This window comes from Campylobacter sp. US55 (assembly GCF_004378955.1).
In the GTDB taxonomy this organism is placed as follows: Bacteria; Campylobacterota; Campylobacteria; order Campylobacterales; family Campylobacteraceae; genus Campylobacter_D; species Campylobacter_D jejuni.
Genome location: NZ_RYYF01000002.1, coordinates 127,381 through 139,823, shown reverse-complemented (window position 1 = coordinate 139,823; position 12,443 = coordinate 127,381). Strand labels below are relative to the sequence as shown.

The 12,443-nt window shown below is 32.3% G+C and carries 17 protein-coding genes and 4 tRNA genes; 13 read left to right on the top strand and 8 right to left on the bottom strand.

The genetic code is table 11. The annotated features are described in order from the left end of the window. Positions 1 to 603, top strand: a complete 603-nt coding sequence (gene leuD / locus ELQ07_RS02435; RefSeq protein ID WP_052785404.1) for a 3-isopropylmalate dehydratase small subunit — start codon at positions 1 to 3, stop codon at positions 601 to 603. Here the strand turns inward: leuD and ELQ07_RS02430 are convergent. The 5 genes from ELQ07_RS02430 to ELQ07_RS02410 form a co-directional block, all read right to left on the bottom strand. Continuing rightward, positions 583 to 1,113, bottom strand: coding sequence for a GNAT family N-acetyltransferase (locus ELQ07_RS02430; RefSeq protein ID WP_070316608.1), 531 nt, complete (start codon positions 1,111 to 1,113; stop codon positions 583 to 585). The two genes, leuD and ELQ07_RS02430, sit on opposite strands and share 21 nt — an antisense overlap. A gap of 27 nt (positions 1,114 to 1,140) precedes the next feature. Then, positions 1,141 to 1,216: transfer RNA gene (locus tag ELQ07_RS02425), tRNA-Val, on the bottom strand. 3 nt (positions 1,217 to 1,219) lie between these two features. Then, positions 1,220 to 1,295 (bottom strand) — tRNA-Ala (locus ELQ07_RS02420). A gap of 139 nt (positions 1,296 to 1,434) precedes the next feature. Then, the gene (locus ELQ07_RS02415; protein ID WP_070300166.1) at positions 1,435 to 2,391 is read right to left on the bottom strand and encodes a glycosyl transferase family 90; all 957 of its coding nucleotides are present in this window, start codon (positions 2,389 to 2,391) and stop codon (positions 1,435 to 1,437) included. Positions 2,392 to 2,504: 113 nt separating this feature from the next. Further along, positions 2,505 to 2,592: transfer RNA gene (locus ELQ07_RS02410), tRNA-Ser, on the bottom strand. Positions 2,593 to 2,726: 134 nt separating this feature from the next. Between ELQ07_RS02410 and ELQ07_RS02405 the strand changes: the two genes are divergently transcribed. Continuing rightward, positions 2,727 to 2,803 (top strand) — tRNA-Met (locus ELQ07_RS02405). 13 nt (positions 2,804 to 2,816) lie between these two features. Here the strand turns inward: ELQ07_RS02405 and ELQ07_RS02400 are convergent. Genes ELQ07_RS02400 through ELQ07_RS02390 form a run of 3 tightly spaced genes read right to left on the bottom strand, consistent with a single transcriptional unit; the run spans position 2,817 to position 4,541 of the window. Continuing rightward, complete coding sequence (locus tag ELQ07_RS02400; protein WP_070240248.1) at positions 2,817 to 2,915, bottom strand: hypothetical protein; 99 nt, start codon at positions 2,913 to 2,915, stop codon at positions 2,817 to 2,819. Further along, complete coding sequence (rlmN, locus tag ELQ07_RS02395) at positions 2,912 to 3,982, bottom strand: 23S rRNA (adenine(2503)-C(2))-methyltransferase RlmN (RefSeq protein ID WP_134224672.1); 1,071 nt, start codon at positions 3,980 to 3,982, stop codon at positions 2,912 to 2,914. Before rlmN ends, ELQ07_RS02400 begins: the two co-directional genes overlap by 4 nt. A gap of 22 nt (positions 3,983 to 4,004) precedes the next feature. Continuing rightward, positions 4,005 to 4,541: a purine-nucleoside phosphorylase gene (locus ELQ07_RS02390; protein WP_134224671.1), complete on the bottom strand. Its 537-nt coding sequence runs from the start codon at positions 4,539 to 4,541 to the stop codon at positions 4,005 to 4,007. Between the two features lie 80 nt (positions 4,542 to 4,621). On the opposite strand from ELQ07_RS02390, the gene rsmA reads away from it, so the two are divergent. The 11 genes from rsmA (at position 4,622) to rpsC (ending at position 12,441) form a co-directional block, all read left to right on the top strand. Next, entirely contained in the window at positions 4,622 to 5,422 is an 801-nt protein-coding gene (gene rsmA / locus ELQ07_RS02385) for a 16S rRNA (adenine(1518)-N(6)/adenine(1519)-N(6))-dimethyltransferase RsmA (RefSeq protein WP_002937496.1), read from the top strand. Continuing rightward, complete coding sequence (locus tag ELQ07_RS02380; protein ID WP_134224670.1) at positions 5,391 to 7,385, top strand: ribonuclease J; 1,995 nt, start codon at positions 5,391 to 5,393, stop codon at positions 7,383 to 7,385. Before rsmA ends, ELQ07_RS02380 begins: the two co-directional genes overlap by 32 nt. A gap of 35 nt (positions 7,386 to 7,420) precedes the next feature. Next, positions 7,421 to 8,182: a pseudouridine synthase gene (locus tag ELQ07_RS02375; RefSeq protein ID WP_002853086.1), complete on the top strand. Its 762-nt coding sequence runs from the start codon at positions 7,421 to 7,423 to the stop codon at positions 8,180 to 8,182. A 197-nt stretch (positions 8,183 to 8,379) separates the two neighbouring features. Beyond that, entirely contained in the window at positions 8,380 to 8,691 is a 312-nt protein-coding gene (gene rpsJ, locus ELQ07_RS02370) for a 30S ribosomal protein S10 (RefSeq protein ID WP_002779353.1), read from the top strand. Positions 8,692 to 8,700: 9 nt separating this feature from the next. Beyond that, positions 8,701 to 9,276, top strand: coding sequence for a 50S ribosomal protein L3 (rplC, locus tag ELQ07_RS02365; protein ID WP_002779987.1), 576 nt, complete (start codon positions 8,701 to 8,703; stop codon positions 9,274 to 9,276). Then, a complete protein-coding gene (gene rplD / locus ELQ07_RS02360) occupies positions 9,273 to 9,887 on the top strand; it encodes a 50S ribosomal protein L4 (protein ID WP_057033979.1) in 615 nt (204 codons plus the stop codon). Before rplC ends, rplD begins: the two co-directional genes overlap by 4 nt. Before the next feature lie 2 nt (positions 9,888 to 9,889). Next, positions 9,890 to 10,171 carry a 50S ribosomal protein L23 gene (locus tag ELQ07_RS02355; RefSeq protein WP_002856384.1) on the top strand — a complete coding sequence of 94 codons (282 nt, stop codon included), beginning with the start codon at positions 9,890 to 9,892 and terminating at the stop codon, positions 10,169 to 10,171. A 1-nt stretch (position 10,172) separates the two neighbouring features. Continuing rightward, positions 10,173 to 11,003 carry a 50S ribosomal protein L2 gene (gene rplB, locus ELQ07_RS02350; protein ID WP_002825501.1) on the top strand — a complete coding sequence of 277 codons (831 nt, stop codon included), beginning with the start codon at positions 10,173 to 10,175 and terminating at the stop codon, positions 11,001 to 11,003. Position 11,004: 1 nt separating this feature from the next. Further along, positions 11,005 to 11,286 (top strand): 30S ribosomal protein S19, encoded by a 282-nt coding sequence (gene rpsS / locus ELQ07_RS02345; protein WP_002851509.1) that lies wholly within the window; start codon positions 11,005 to 11,007, stop codon positions 11,284 to 11,286. 10 nt (positions 11,287 to 11,296) lie between these two features. Next, positions 11,297 to 11,740 (top strand): 50S ribosomal protein L22, encoded by a 444-nt coding sequence (gene rplV / locus ELQ07_RS02340; protein WP_057033978.1) that lies wholly within the window; start codon positions 11,297 to 11,299, stop codon positions 11,738 to 11,740. After that, positions 11,740 to 12,441: a 30S ribosomal protein S3 gene (gene rpsC / locus ELQ07_RS02335; protein WP_002851138.1), complete on the top strand. Its 702-nt coding sequence runs from the start codon at positions 11,740 to 11,742 to the stop codon at positions 12,439 to 12,441. Before rplV ends, rpsC begins: the two co-directional genes overlap by 1 nt. Positions 12,442 to 12,443: the final 2 nt, after the last annotated feature.

Sequence of the window (12,443 nt, the reverse complement as noted above, 5' to 3'; positions counted from 1 at the left end):
ATGCAAAAATTTATTATACATAAAGGTATAGCTTGTCCTTTAGAATATGCCAATATAGACACAGATCAAATTATACCTAAGCAATTTTTACTTGCAGTGTCTAAGCAAGGTTTTGGTAAGCATTTGTTCCATGATTTGCGCTATTTGGATGATAAAGAAAGTGTTTTAAATATGGATTTTAATCTTAACAAAGAAGAATATCAAAATAGTTCTATTTTGGTAAGTTTTGAAAATTTTGGTAGTGGATCTTCAAGAGAGCATGCGCCTTGGGCTTTGGTTGATTATGGTATTAGAGCTATTATCGCACCTTCTTTTGCAGATATTTTTAAAAACAATGCCTTAGGAAATGGTTTGCTTACCATAGAACTTGCTAAAGATGAGGTTGTGGGAATAGTTGATGAGTTAAAAAAATCTCAAGATAAAAATATAGAAATTTCTTTGTTGGAAAAAAGAGTAATTTTTAAAGATAAGATTTTTTCTTTTGATTTAGATGATTTTCGCAGAATTTGTCTTTTGGAAGGACTTGATAATATAGCTTTGACTTTAAAACATGAAGCACAAATCAAAGCCTATGAAAAAAACTCAAAAAGCTTTTTGGTTTAGAATTTTTTCATAAGCTAAAAAAGGATCTTGGTAATTAGGTATGTCAAAGTTTCCACAAAAATTAAAATCAAGCTTTTTAAAAAGCGAATTCATAGGAAAATTTTTACTATGAGTATCTGCTCTTAAACTTGCCTTGTGATTTTCCAAGGCAAAATTTTTGCAAAAATTTAAAAGTTTTTGTGCCACGCCTTTGCCTTTTGCATTTTGTTTGACGGCTAAACGGTGTAGATAAAAGGCTTTATCATCATAATTTTTGTTAAAAATAACTTGTTTGTAAAATTCAGGTTCAAATTTTTCATTGATGCAGATAAAGCCTAAAATTTCATCATTTTCTTTAAACACATAAAGTTCTTGTGCTTGTATATCTTCTTGAAAAACTATTTCATTGGGATAATTCTCATCCCATTGGTGAAAATTCATAGCTTTCATAGCATTTAAAGCATCTTTTGTGATTTCAAGTATAGAATTTAAATCTTTATGGACGGCTTTTTGTATGATAGTGTTTTGCATGATAATCCTTTGTATAAGGAAGGGTGATGGTGGCTCCGATTGGACTTGAACCAACGGCCACTACCATGTCAAGGTAGTGCTCTACCAGCTGAGCTACGGAACCATATGGTGGAGCATAGCGGGTTCGAACCGCTGACCCCAACGCTGCCAGCGTTGTGCTCTCCCAGCTGAGCTAATGCCCCTTTATAAGTCTGAGATTTTATCGCAATATTACTTGTTTTTGGCTGAAAACTAAAATCAAATTTTTAATTTATGATGTAATATATGTATAAAAAGATTTATTTTTTATGAAAAATTAGAGAATTAATGAGAGTAATTTTACTATTTGATTAATTCTAAAATATCTCTTTTTTTGTTAAGTTCAAGTTGTCTAGAATAATAAAAATATTTGGTCAAAACCAAAATTCCTATATGGAATTCTTTTTTCTTATCTAAAAATTTCTTAATATATTGATGAGCATTATTAATAATTTCCAATGCATCTTTTGGGCGACTTTTAAAATATTCAATTACTGCTGACAAATTCTCATTATCAATCAAAGCAAAGTGATAATTTGGTTTTAAAGTTCCTTCCATAAACCAAGTTTCGCAAGTTATTTTTGGAGCTAAAACTAAAGAATTAGAATTCATAGCCCATTTTAAGTTGCTTGCTACATCGTTACCCTCTAAAGAAATTATAAATTTATATTTCATTTGTTCTTTTTTGTTTAAAAAGTTTTTTTTCCATTGGCTAGGTTGTTTTGAAGTATCTCCTATATCGCAAAAAGTTCTACTAAAATAAGAATCAAAAAATTCTTTTCTATGTTTTTGATATACTGCTCCTCTAAATATTGCTATATCCTTTTTATTTTCATAGTTTATGTTATCTTTTAAAAAGCAAAAGTGCCTATTTTTATCAAGTTTTAATAAAATATTATTTATATTATTTTCCAAAGATCTCGATTTGCAAATAGTTGCTTCTTTAAAAGTATATCTTACATCGCCAAATTCTTTATTCCATAAAAATTCATCTTTAAAGTATTTACTGATTTCATAAGCATCAAAAGCATAAGAGGTGCTTTTAAAAGGAAATTTTCCTATTTTTTCCTTTGCTGTAGGTGTAAAAAATTCATTTATTTGATTATAATATTTAACTCGAGCTTGTATTTCTTCTAAGTCTTTAATATTGTATTTTAAAATATCATTAAAAATTTTATCTAAATTTATTTGAAAAAAATATCTTGGTATAAAAGATATTCCTATTCCTTTTAAATTCATCAAAAGTCTTGATTGTAGCATTATAAAAAACCTGATAAATAAAATTTTTAAAATTTTATCAAAAATTTAAGAATTTATAAACAATAAAATAACTTTTGACAAAACAATAATATTTTAAATATTAAAAATAAGAATGGCAGACAGGAAGGGATTCGAACCCTCGAAAGCTTGCACTTTACACGCGTTCCAGGCGTGCTCCTTCAACCGCTCGGACACCTGTCTATGAAATAAAGAATTCATTATATCTATAAAAGCTTTAAAAATAAAGAAATTTTTTAAATATTGAAAATAAAATTATTTTTTAAAAAATCAGAAAATTTTTAGTAAAAAGTAGTATAATTATATTTTTATTTTTAGTCAGGGTAGCTCAGCTGGTTAGAGCGCTGGTCTCATAAGCCGGAGGTCGGGAGTTCAAGTCTCCCCCTTGACACCATTAAGTGTAATAATTATTTTTTTTCTTTTGTTACTACAAAAACAATTCCACCAAAACCTATAATCACAACAGCTGTTATAAAAACGATTTCGAAAATATCTAGTATTGTCATTGTTCTTTTGCCCTTTCTTTAAGCTGTCCACAAGCAGCTGAGATATCAAGTCCTTTACTTTCTCTTATAGTGCAAGTTACACCTTTATTGCTGAGTAAATCTTGGAATTTAATCGCATTTTCTAAACTAGGACGTTTATATAAACTTCCTTCATGTGGATTAAAGAGTATTAAATTTACTTTAGCTTTAATGCCATTTAAAAGTTTAACTAATTCTTTGGCGTGTTCAAGCTTATCATTGATACCATCGATCAAAAGATATTCAAACATTATTCTTTTTCTTTGATCTATAGGAAATTCACGCACCGCATCCATAATCGCAGCGATATTATAAGCTTTATTGATAGGCATGAGTTCGGTTCGAAGCTCGTCATTAACCGCATGTAATGATATAGCAAGTAAAACACCTAAATTCATTTGACCTAATTCTTTGATTTGTTTTGCCAAACCGCTAGTACTGATGGTTTGACGGCGAGGACTTATGGCAAGCCCATCATTTTGTGCTAAAATTTTTACCGCTTTAGAAACATTTTTAAGATTATCCAAAGGCTCGCCCATACCCATATATACTATATTTACACGGTGTTCATAAGGGATATTATTTTGTTTTTTGATCCATAAAATTTGTCCGACTATCTCCCCTGCACTTAAATTTCTTTTCAAACCACCCTTGGCAGTAAGACAAAAACTACATCCACTTTTACAACCCACTTGAGAAGAAACACAGATAGTGTATCTTGCATGAGAAATTCTTTTGCCTTCTGCATCTATTTTTTCTTCTTTCATAGGCAAAAGCACACTTTCTACCCTTAAACCATCAACGAGTTCAAAAAGATATTTTATACTTCCATCTTTACTTTGCTCATTTTTAACACATTTTACAGGGGAAAAATGAAAATTTTGCGCAAGTTCTAAACGCAAATCTTTTGGCAAACTTGACATATTGGAAAAATTATTGGCATATTTTTGATAAATCCATTGATAAATTTGTTTCACGCGAAACATCGGTTTGATTTTTTCTCCTAATTCTTCAGGTAAAAAATCTAAAATATTAACAAGCTCTTTCAAAATTATTTTCCTTTTTGAATTTTTAAATATAATGATATTTTTTTAAGTATTCTTCTAATTTTTCTTTTGCCTTTTGATGATTTTTTATAAAATCTTCGTGAGCGTTTTCATTGCAAAAATTTGTTGCACACAAAATACACTCTGCATCAATATTTAAATTTTTAGCTACACTTAAAACAGAAAAGGCTTCCATATTTTCTGCAAAAAAATCTAATTTCGAAAATTCTTTTGCTGCTTTTGAATTTTGACAAATATAATTTGAAGAATTGATCTTGATTGTTTCACGAGAAACATTTTCTTTTTCTAAACAAATTTCATATTTTGCAGGAGTATAAAAAGCATGTGAAATTTTAGAAAATTCTACATTAAAAGCGTGTGAACTTTTGTAAATTTCTAAAATTTTACCCTTATCGTAAAGCCCACAAGTTCCTATAAATATAAGTTTTGATGGTTTTTCTTTGAAGCAAAGTTGACTCAAATGAAAAGCTGATTCAACCAAACCTATACCTATAGCTTTTGCAAAAGAAAAATTTTCATTTCCACCCGCACAAACAATCATTTTGATCCTTATGAAATTTTACAAAAAATAATTCTACCTAAAAAGACTTAATTAAGAATTTTTAGATAAAATTATTTCTTATGGTTAAAGCAAAAAAACAATACGGACAAAATTTTTTAATCGATAAAAGCGTATTAGCAAAAATCATCCAAGCCATACCCAAAGAGATGAACAATATCATTGAGATTGGGCCTGGCTTAGGTGATTTAACGCAAGAACTTTTAAAAATTTCTCAAGTAAAAGCTTATGAAATCGATAATGATCTCATACCTATTTTAAAAAAGAAATTTCAAAAAGAACTTGAATGTGGAAAATTTAACTTGATCCATCAAGACGCAAGCGAAGCTTTTAATCCTAGTCTTGATGAAAAACCATATTTTTTGGTTGCAAATTTGCCTTATTATGTTGCAAGTCACATTATATTAAAAGCCTTAGAAGATAAAAATTGTCTAGGGCTTATTGTAATGGTGCAAAAAGAAATGGCTGAAAAATTCTGCGCTAAAGAAGGAAATAGTGAGTTTTCTTCCTTAGGTGTTTTAAGTGCAATGATTTGCGAAAGAAAAATGCTTTTTGATGTTGATCCACAATGTTTTAATCCTCCACCAAAAGTTATGTCAGCGGTGATGAGTTTGATTAAAACTAAGGATTTTGATGAACTTTGCGAAATAGAAAATTTCAAAAATTTTCTAAAAGACTGTTTTAAAGCTCCTAGAAAACAACTCTTAGGAAATTTAAAAACATATAAAGCAAAAGTTTTAGAAGTTTTAAGCACTCTTGGCTTAAAAGAAAACATCAGACCACATGAAATTTGCGTTGATTCATACCTTAAAATTTATGACAAATTAAAGGATGAATATGGACGAAAACAAAGAGATAAATAAAAACGAACAAAATCCGAACTCAAATTCAAAAAACAATAAACGCTATAAATATAAAAATCGCAGAAAAAAATTAGCCGATTCTTTGCAAAATGAAAATGATACTCCAAAAATTGATCAAAATTCCAACAAGGAAATTTCTGAAAACTCAGAGAATAAAACTGAGAAAAAAAAGAAAAAAAATCGCAATCTTCCTTCAAAACTCACAGGTAATGAAGATTGGCAAATCGCTCTTGCAGAATGTATAGAAGCTAACCGTGTTTCACATGAAAACCGCTTACACCCTTTAAAATATAATAATTCTAGCGAACATAAAATCTGCATCACTCCTTTAGGGGGTTTAGGAGAAATTGGTGGAAATATCAGTGTTTTTGAAACCAATAAAGATGCAATTATAGTAGATATAGGTATGAGTTTTCCTGATGGAACTATGCATGGGGTAGATATTATCATCCCTGATTTTGACTATGTAAGAAAAATTAAAGATAAAATTCGTGGTATAGTAATTACCCATGCGCACGAAGATCATATCGGTGCGGTGCCTTATTTTTTTAAAGAATTTCAATTTCCTATCTACGCTACACCTTTGGCTTTAGGGATGATTTCAAACAAATTTGAAGAACATGGCTTAAAAGCAGAACGCAAATGGTTTCGCCCTGTAGAAAAACGCAAAGTTTATGAAATAGGTGAATTTGATATAGAGTGGATCCACATCACACATTCTATCATTGATGCTTCAGCACTTGCGATCAAAACAAAAGCAGGAACTATCATCCACACAGGTGATTTTAAAATCGATCAAACCCCAATCGATGGCTATCCAACAGACTTAGGACGTTTGGCACATTATGGAGAAGAAGGAGTTTTATGTCTTTTAAGTGATAGTACAAATTCTTATAAAGAAGGTTATACAAAAAGTGAAAGCTCTGTAGGACCAACTTTTGATCAAATTTTTGCGCGTACTAAGGGTAGGGTGATTATGAGTACTTTTAGTTCTAATATCCACCGTGTTTATCAAGCTATCACTTATGGTTTAAAATACGGCAGAAAAGTTTGTGTTATCGGACGTTCTATGGAAAGAAATCTTTATACCACTATGGAATTAGGCTATATTAAACTTGATAGAAAAATTTTCATCGATGCTGATGAAGTAAGCAAATATAAAGACAATGAAGTGCTTATCGTAACTACAGGAAGTCAAGGCGAAACCATGAGTGCGCTTTATAGAATGGCAACTGATGAGCATAAATTTATAAAGATTAAGCCTACAGATCAAGTAATCATTTCAGCTAAAGCTATACCAGGAAATGAAGCAAGCGTTTCTGCAGTACTTGACTATCTTTTAAAAGCAGGGGCTAAAGTAGCGTATCAAGAATTTAGCGAAATTCATGTAAGCGGACACGCTAGCATAGAAGAGCAAAAGCTTATGCTAACCCTTACTAAGCCTAAATTTTTCTTGCCAGTTCATGGAGAATACAATCACATCACTAAACACAAAGAAACAGCGATGAAGTGCGGTATCCCAGAAAGAAATATCTATCTTATGAGCGATGGCGATCAAGTAGAACTTTGCCAAAAATATGTCAAACGCATAAAAACCGTAAAAACAGGTAAAGTTTTTGTGGATAATCAAATCAACAAACAAATCGCCGATGATGTAGTTATAGATCGTCAAAAACTTGCAGATAGTGGTATAGTGGTTATTATCGCACAAATTGACAAAGCCACAAAAACACTGATCAACAAACCAAGAGTATTTAGCTATGGGCTAGTAGCTGACAAACACGATCATGCTTTTAGCAAAGATATGGCTGAAGTTTTAGGACAATTTTTCATCAATGTTAAAGATGAAGTGCTCAATGATCCAAGATTTTTAGAAAATCAAATCCGCCAAGTTTTAAGAAAACACATCTTTAGAAAGATTAAAAAATACCCAACCATAGTTCCAACTATTTTTGTAATGTAAAAAAGGGCAAAAACGCCCTTTTTAAGGAAGATCAAATGAGAATTAATAAATTTATATCCCATAACACCCGCTATTCACGCCGTGAAGCTGATGAGCTTATCAAACAAGGCTTAGTAAAAATAAACAACAAAATTGCCCTTTTAAGCGATGAAGTTAAATTTGATGATAAAGTCTTTGTTAAAGGTAAAAGAGTACAAAAAAGAACGCAATTTAGCGTGATAATCTACCATAAACAAAAAGGTGAAATTGTCAGTAAAAAAGACGATCGTGGAAGAAAAACTATATACGATACCTTGCCAAGACAATTTAGTACTTGGCTTAGCGTAGGTAGGCTGGATTATGCAAGTGAAGGCTTACTTTTGCTTACAGACTCTCCTGTGATTGCCGATGCTTTAATGCATAGCGATTTAGAAAGAGAATACTACCTTAAAGTTAAAGGCACGGTGAGCAAACAAGTCATCGAAGCCATGCAAAATGGACTTGAGATTAAAAATGAAAAAAAAGGCGCACATGCAAAAACTAAAATTACCTCTATGAGTTTTGCTCCTTTTATAGACTTTGAAATTTTTGGATCAAGCGGAGGCTATACCAAGCTTAGAGTGGTTATAAATGAAGGTAAAAATAGAGAGCTTAGACGCTTTTTTGGACATTTTGATCTTGAAGTCATGGATCTTAAGCGTGTTGCTTTTGGGGCCTTAGATCTTGGTATGTTAAAGGCAGGAAAACATCGTTATTTAGAAAATGGCGAATATGAAAAATTAAGAGATTTTTTAAAATTTAATGAAATAAGATATTGACCATTATATATAAAAATTTAAAAAATAATGATAATTTTTAAATTCTAAAAATTCTATTTTTATCCTTTTTAAAAGGAAAATAATAGAAAAATTTCATCAAATTCCTTGACTTTGAAAACAAGATTTTATATACTCTCATTTCAATTTTTATAAATTGGTTAGTTTTTAACTAACGAGTTCTTTTTAAAGGAAATATTATGGAAAGAATTAGGCTTAAGCTAAAAGCTTATGACCATCGAGTACTAGACAGAACAGTTGCAGCAATCGTAGAAGCTGTTAAAAGAACAGGTGCGGATATCAGAGGTCCGATACCAATGCCTACTAAAATCAAACGCTATACAGTTTTAAAATCTCCACACATTAACAAAGATTCTCGTGAGCAGTTTGAAATAAGAATTCACGCGCGTATGCTAGATATAGTAGCAGCGACTCCAGATACAGTTGATTCTTTAACTAAGCTTGATTTAGCGCCAGAAGTAAGCGTTGAAGTAAGAGCTATGGGTAAGTAAGGATAAGATATGGAATATATTGTAGAAAAAATCGGAATGAGCAGAACAATTACTAATCCAAGTATCGCTGTAACTTTACTAAGAGTTGTAAATGCAAAAGTATGTGAAGTTGAAGGCGGAAAGGCTTTAGTAGCATATCCAAAAGGCAAAGCAAGTAATAAATGTGTCGCAGGACAACAAAAAAAGTATAATCTTTCTGCAGAATACAATAGATTTGCGACTTTAGAAGTAGCAAATACTGAAGCAGGAGATTTAGATGAAACTCCATTAAATGAAGCAAAAATTTTAAAAGTAAGCTTTAACACTAAAGGTAGAGGTTATAGCGGTGTTATGAAAAGACATAACTTCGCAGGGGGTCCAGCAAGTCATGGTTCGAGATTTCATAGACGCCACGGATCTATTGGTAATAGAGAATGGCCAGGTCGTGTTCAACCAGGTATGAAAATGGCAGGACATTATGGAAATACTAAAGTAACCGTTAAAAACGAAGTTGTATCTTATGATGCTGAAAACAAAATTTTAGTAGTTAAGGGTGCAGTACCAGGTTATAATGGTGCTATGGGTAAAATAAGGATTGCAAAATGAGTAAAGTAGTTGTTTTAAATGATAAATTAGAAAAAGCAGGTGAACTTGATTTACCTTCAAAATATGCGGAAGTAAATCCACACAATCTTTACTTATATGTAAAATCTTACCTTGCAAGTTTAAGAGCAAATACAGCTCATACTAAAGGTAGAAGTGATGTAAGTGGTGGTGGTAAAAAACCTTGGAGACAAAAAGGTCGTGGCGGTGCTAGAGCGGGTTCAACAAGAACTAACGTTTGGGTAGGCGGTGCGGTTGCTTTTGGTCCAACAAATGAAAGAAACTACTTCCAAAAAGTAAATAAAAAACAAAAAAGATTGGCGCTTGAAAGAGCTTTAGCAGATAAAGCAGCTAAGGGTGCGTTATTTGCTACTGATTCTTTAGCTATTGAAAGTGGCAAAACAAAAGATGCAAACGCTGTGATTAAAAAACTTGGCGTCAAAGATGCTTTAATCGTTAAAGATTTACTAGATGAAAAAACACTTTTAGCTTACAGAAATTTAGCAAATTGCTATGTAGTTGATGTAAGCGAAGTAAATGCTTATTTAGTATCTGTATTTAATGCTGTTATCATAGAAAAATCAGCGTTAGAATCTATTACAAAAGAGGGATAATTATGGCAGATATTACTGATATAAAGACTATACTTTACACAGAAAAAAGTTTGAATTTGCAAGAGCAAGGTGTCGTAGTTATTCAAACTTCACCAAAGATGACTAAAACAGGCTTAAAAGCGGTTTTAAAAGAGTATTTTGGTGTAACTCCAAAAAGCATCAATTCTTTAAGAATGGATGGAAAAGTTAAGCGTTTTAGAGGTCGTTTAGGTCAAAGAAACGATTACAAAAAATTCTATGTTAAGCTACCTGAAGGTGTTAGCTTAGAAAATACGGAGGCTTAAGATGGCAATTAAAACTTATAAACCATATACTCCAAGTAGAAGATATATCACAGGTTTAAGTTCTGAAGATATTACAGCTAAACCAAGTGTACGCTCACTACTTGTTAAACTTCCAGCACACGCAGGTCGTAACAGCTATGGAAGAATTACAAGTCGTCATAAAGAAGCAGGTGCTAAAAAACTTTATAGAATTATTGATTTTAAACGTCGTAAATTCGGTATAGAAGGCAAAGTAGAAGCAATCGAGTATGATCCATATAGAAATTGTAGAATTGCTTTGATTGCTTATAAAGATGGGGAAAAAAGATATATTCTTCAACCACGTGGATTAAGCGTTGGAGATATTGTTGCAGCTGCTGAAAGCGGACTTGATATTAAACCAGGTAATGCAATGAAACTTAAAAATATTCCTGTGGGTACTATTGTTCATAATGTTGAGTTAAAGCCAGGTAAAGGCGGTCAAATGATCCGTTCTGCAGGTGCTTACGCACAACTTATGGGTAAAGAAGAAAAATATGTTATTTTAAGACTTGCAAGTGGCGAAATGAGACAAGTTTTAGCTGAATGTATGGCAAGTATCGGTGAAGTTGGAAATGAAGAATGGGCTAACGTAACTATCGGTAAAGCAGGTAGAAATCGCCATAGAGGTATCCGCCCGCAAACTCGTGGTTCTGCAATGAACCCAGTAGATCACCCGCACGGTGGGGGTGAAGGTAAGAAAAATTCAGGCCGTCATCCAGTAACTCCATGGGGTAAACCAACCAAAGGTGCGAAAACTCGTCGTAAAAAAGCTAGCGATAAGCTAATAATTTCAAGAAGAAAAGGAAAGTAAGATGGCTAGATCACTAAAAAAAGGTCCTTTTGTTGATGATCATGTAATGAAAAAAGTCATCGCTGCTAAAAAGGCTAATGATAATAAACCAATTAAAACTTGGTCAAGAAGAAGCACAATTACTCCTGATATGATAGGACTTACATTTAATGTTCATAATGGTAAAAGCTTCATTCCAGTTTATATTACTGAAAATCACATCGGTTATAAACTTGGTGAATTTGCTCCAACACGCACATTTAAAGGGCATAAAGGCTCTGTGCAAAAAAAAATTGGTAAGTAAGGGATAAGATATGAGTAAAGCATTAATTAAATTCATAAGATTATCTCCAACTAAAGCAAGATTGATTGCTAGAGAAGTTCAGGGGATGAATGCAGAATTAGCTATGGCTAGTTTAAAATTTATGCCAAATAAAGGTGCAAAATACATCGCAAATGCAATTTCAAGTGCAGTAGCAAATGGTGGCTTTGAAGCAAACGAAGTGGTTGTAAAAAGTTGTCGTGTTGACGCAGCTGCGGTATTAAAAAGATTTAGACCAAGAGCTAGAGGAAGTGCAAGTCGTATTAGAAAGCCAACTTCACATATTTTAGTAGAAGTGGCAAAAGCAGAAGTGAAAGCTGAAGAGAAAAAAACAGTAGCTAAAAAAGCTCCAGCAGCTAAAAAGACTACTACAACAAAAGCTCCAGCTAAAAAAACAACAAGCGCTAAAAAAGCAACAGCAAAAAAGGAAAGCTAATGGGACAAAAAGTTAATCCAATTGGTCTAAGACTAGGAATCAATAGAAACTGGGAATCAAGATGGTTTCCAACTAAAGCAAATTTAGTAGAAAATATCGGTGAAGATTACAAAATCAGAGCTTTCTTAAAAAGAAAACTTTATTATGCAGGAATTAGCCAAATTTTAGTAGAAAGAACTGCTAAAAAACTTCGCGTTACTGTAGTTGCTGCAAGACCAGGTATCATCATCGGTAAAAAAGGTAGTGATGTTGATAATTTAAGAAAAGAATTGCAAGATTTAATCGGTAAAGATGTAAATATCAATATCAAAGAAGAAAGAAAAGCAGGAGCTTCAGCTCAACTTGCTGCTGAAAGTGTTGCAACTCAACTTGAAAAAAGAATTGCTTTTAGAAGAGCGATGAAAAAAGTAATTCAAGGTGCGCAAAAAGCAGGTGCTAAAGGGATTAAAGTTTCAGTTTCTGGTCGTTTAGGCGGTGCTGAAATGGCAAGAACAGAATGGTATCTTGAAGGACGCGTTCCACTTCATACTTTAAGAGCAAAAATCGATTATGGTTTTGCAGAAGCTAGAACTACTTATGGAAACATAGGGGTTAAAGTATGGATCTTTAAAGGTGAAGTATTACACAAAGGTATGCAACCTGAAAAAACTGAAGAAAGTGCTCCAGCTAAAAAGCCAAGACGCACAAGAAGGGGTAAATAATC

Coding starts and splice junctions, on each gene's coding strand:
- ELQ07_RS02415 (WP_070300166.1), bottom strand. CDS start 2,391: ATGCTACAATCAAGACTTTTGATGAATTTAAAAGGAATAGGAATATCT.
- rplV (WP_057033978.1), top strand. CDS start 11,297: ATGAGTAAAGCATTAATTAAATTCATAAGATTATCTCCAACTAAAGCA.
- ELQ07_RS02400 (WP_070240248.1), bottom strand. CDS start 2,915: ATGACAATACTAGATATTTTCGAAATCGTTTTTATAACAGCTGTTGTG.
- rsmA (WP_002937496.1), top strand. CDS start 4,622: ATGGTTAAAGCAAAAAAACAATACGGACAAAATTTTTTAATCGATAAA.
- ELQ07_RS02355 (WP_002856384.1), top strand. CDS start 9,890: ATGGCAGATATTACTGATATAAAGACTATACTTTACACAGAAAAAAGT.
- ELQ07_RS02375 (WP_002853086.1), top strand. CDS start 7,421: ATGAGAATTAATAAATTTATATCCCATAACACCCGCTATTCACGCCGT.
- ELQ07_RS02430 (WP_070316608.1), bottom strand. CDS start 1,113: ATGCAAAACACTATCATACAAAAAGCCGTCCATAAAGATTTAAATTCT.
- rplD (WP_057033979.1), top strand. CDS start 9,273: ATGAGTAAAGTAGTTGTTTTAAATGATAAATTAGAAAAAGCAGGTGAA.
- rplC (WP_002779987.1), top strand. CDS start 8,701: ATGGAATATATTGTAGAAAAAATCGGAATGAGCAGAACAATTACTAAT.
- rplB (WP_002825501.1), top strand. CDS start 10,173: ATGGCAATTAAAACTTATAAACCATATACTCCAAGTAGAAGATATATC.
- rpsJ (WP_002779353.1), top strand. CDS start 8,380: ATGGAAAGAATTAGGCTTAAGCTAAAAGCTTATGACCATCGAGTACTA.
- rpsC (WP_002851138.1), top strand. CDS start 11,740: ATGGGACAAAAAGTTAATCCAATTGGTCTAAGACTAGGAATCAATAGA.
- ELQ07_RS02380 (WP_134224670.1), top strand. CDS start 5,391: ATGAATATGGACGAAAACAAAGAGATAAATAAAAACGAACAAAATCCG.
- ELQ07_RS02390 (WP_134224671.1), bottom strand. CDS start 4,541: ATGATTGTTTGTGCGGGTGGAAATGAAAATTTTTCTTTTGCAAAAGCT.
- leuD (WP_052785404.1), top strand. CDS start 1: ATGCAAAAATTTATTATACATAAAGGTATAGCTTGTCCTTTAGAATAT.
- rpsS (WP_002851509.1), top strand. CDS start 11,005: ATGGCTAGATCACTAAAAAAAGGTCCTTTTGTTGATGATCATGTAATG.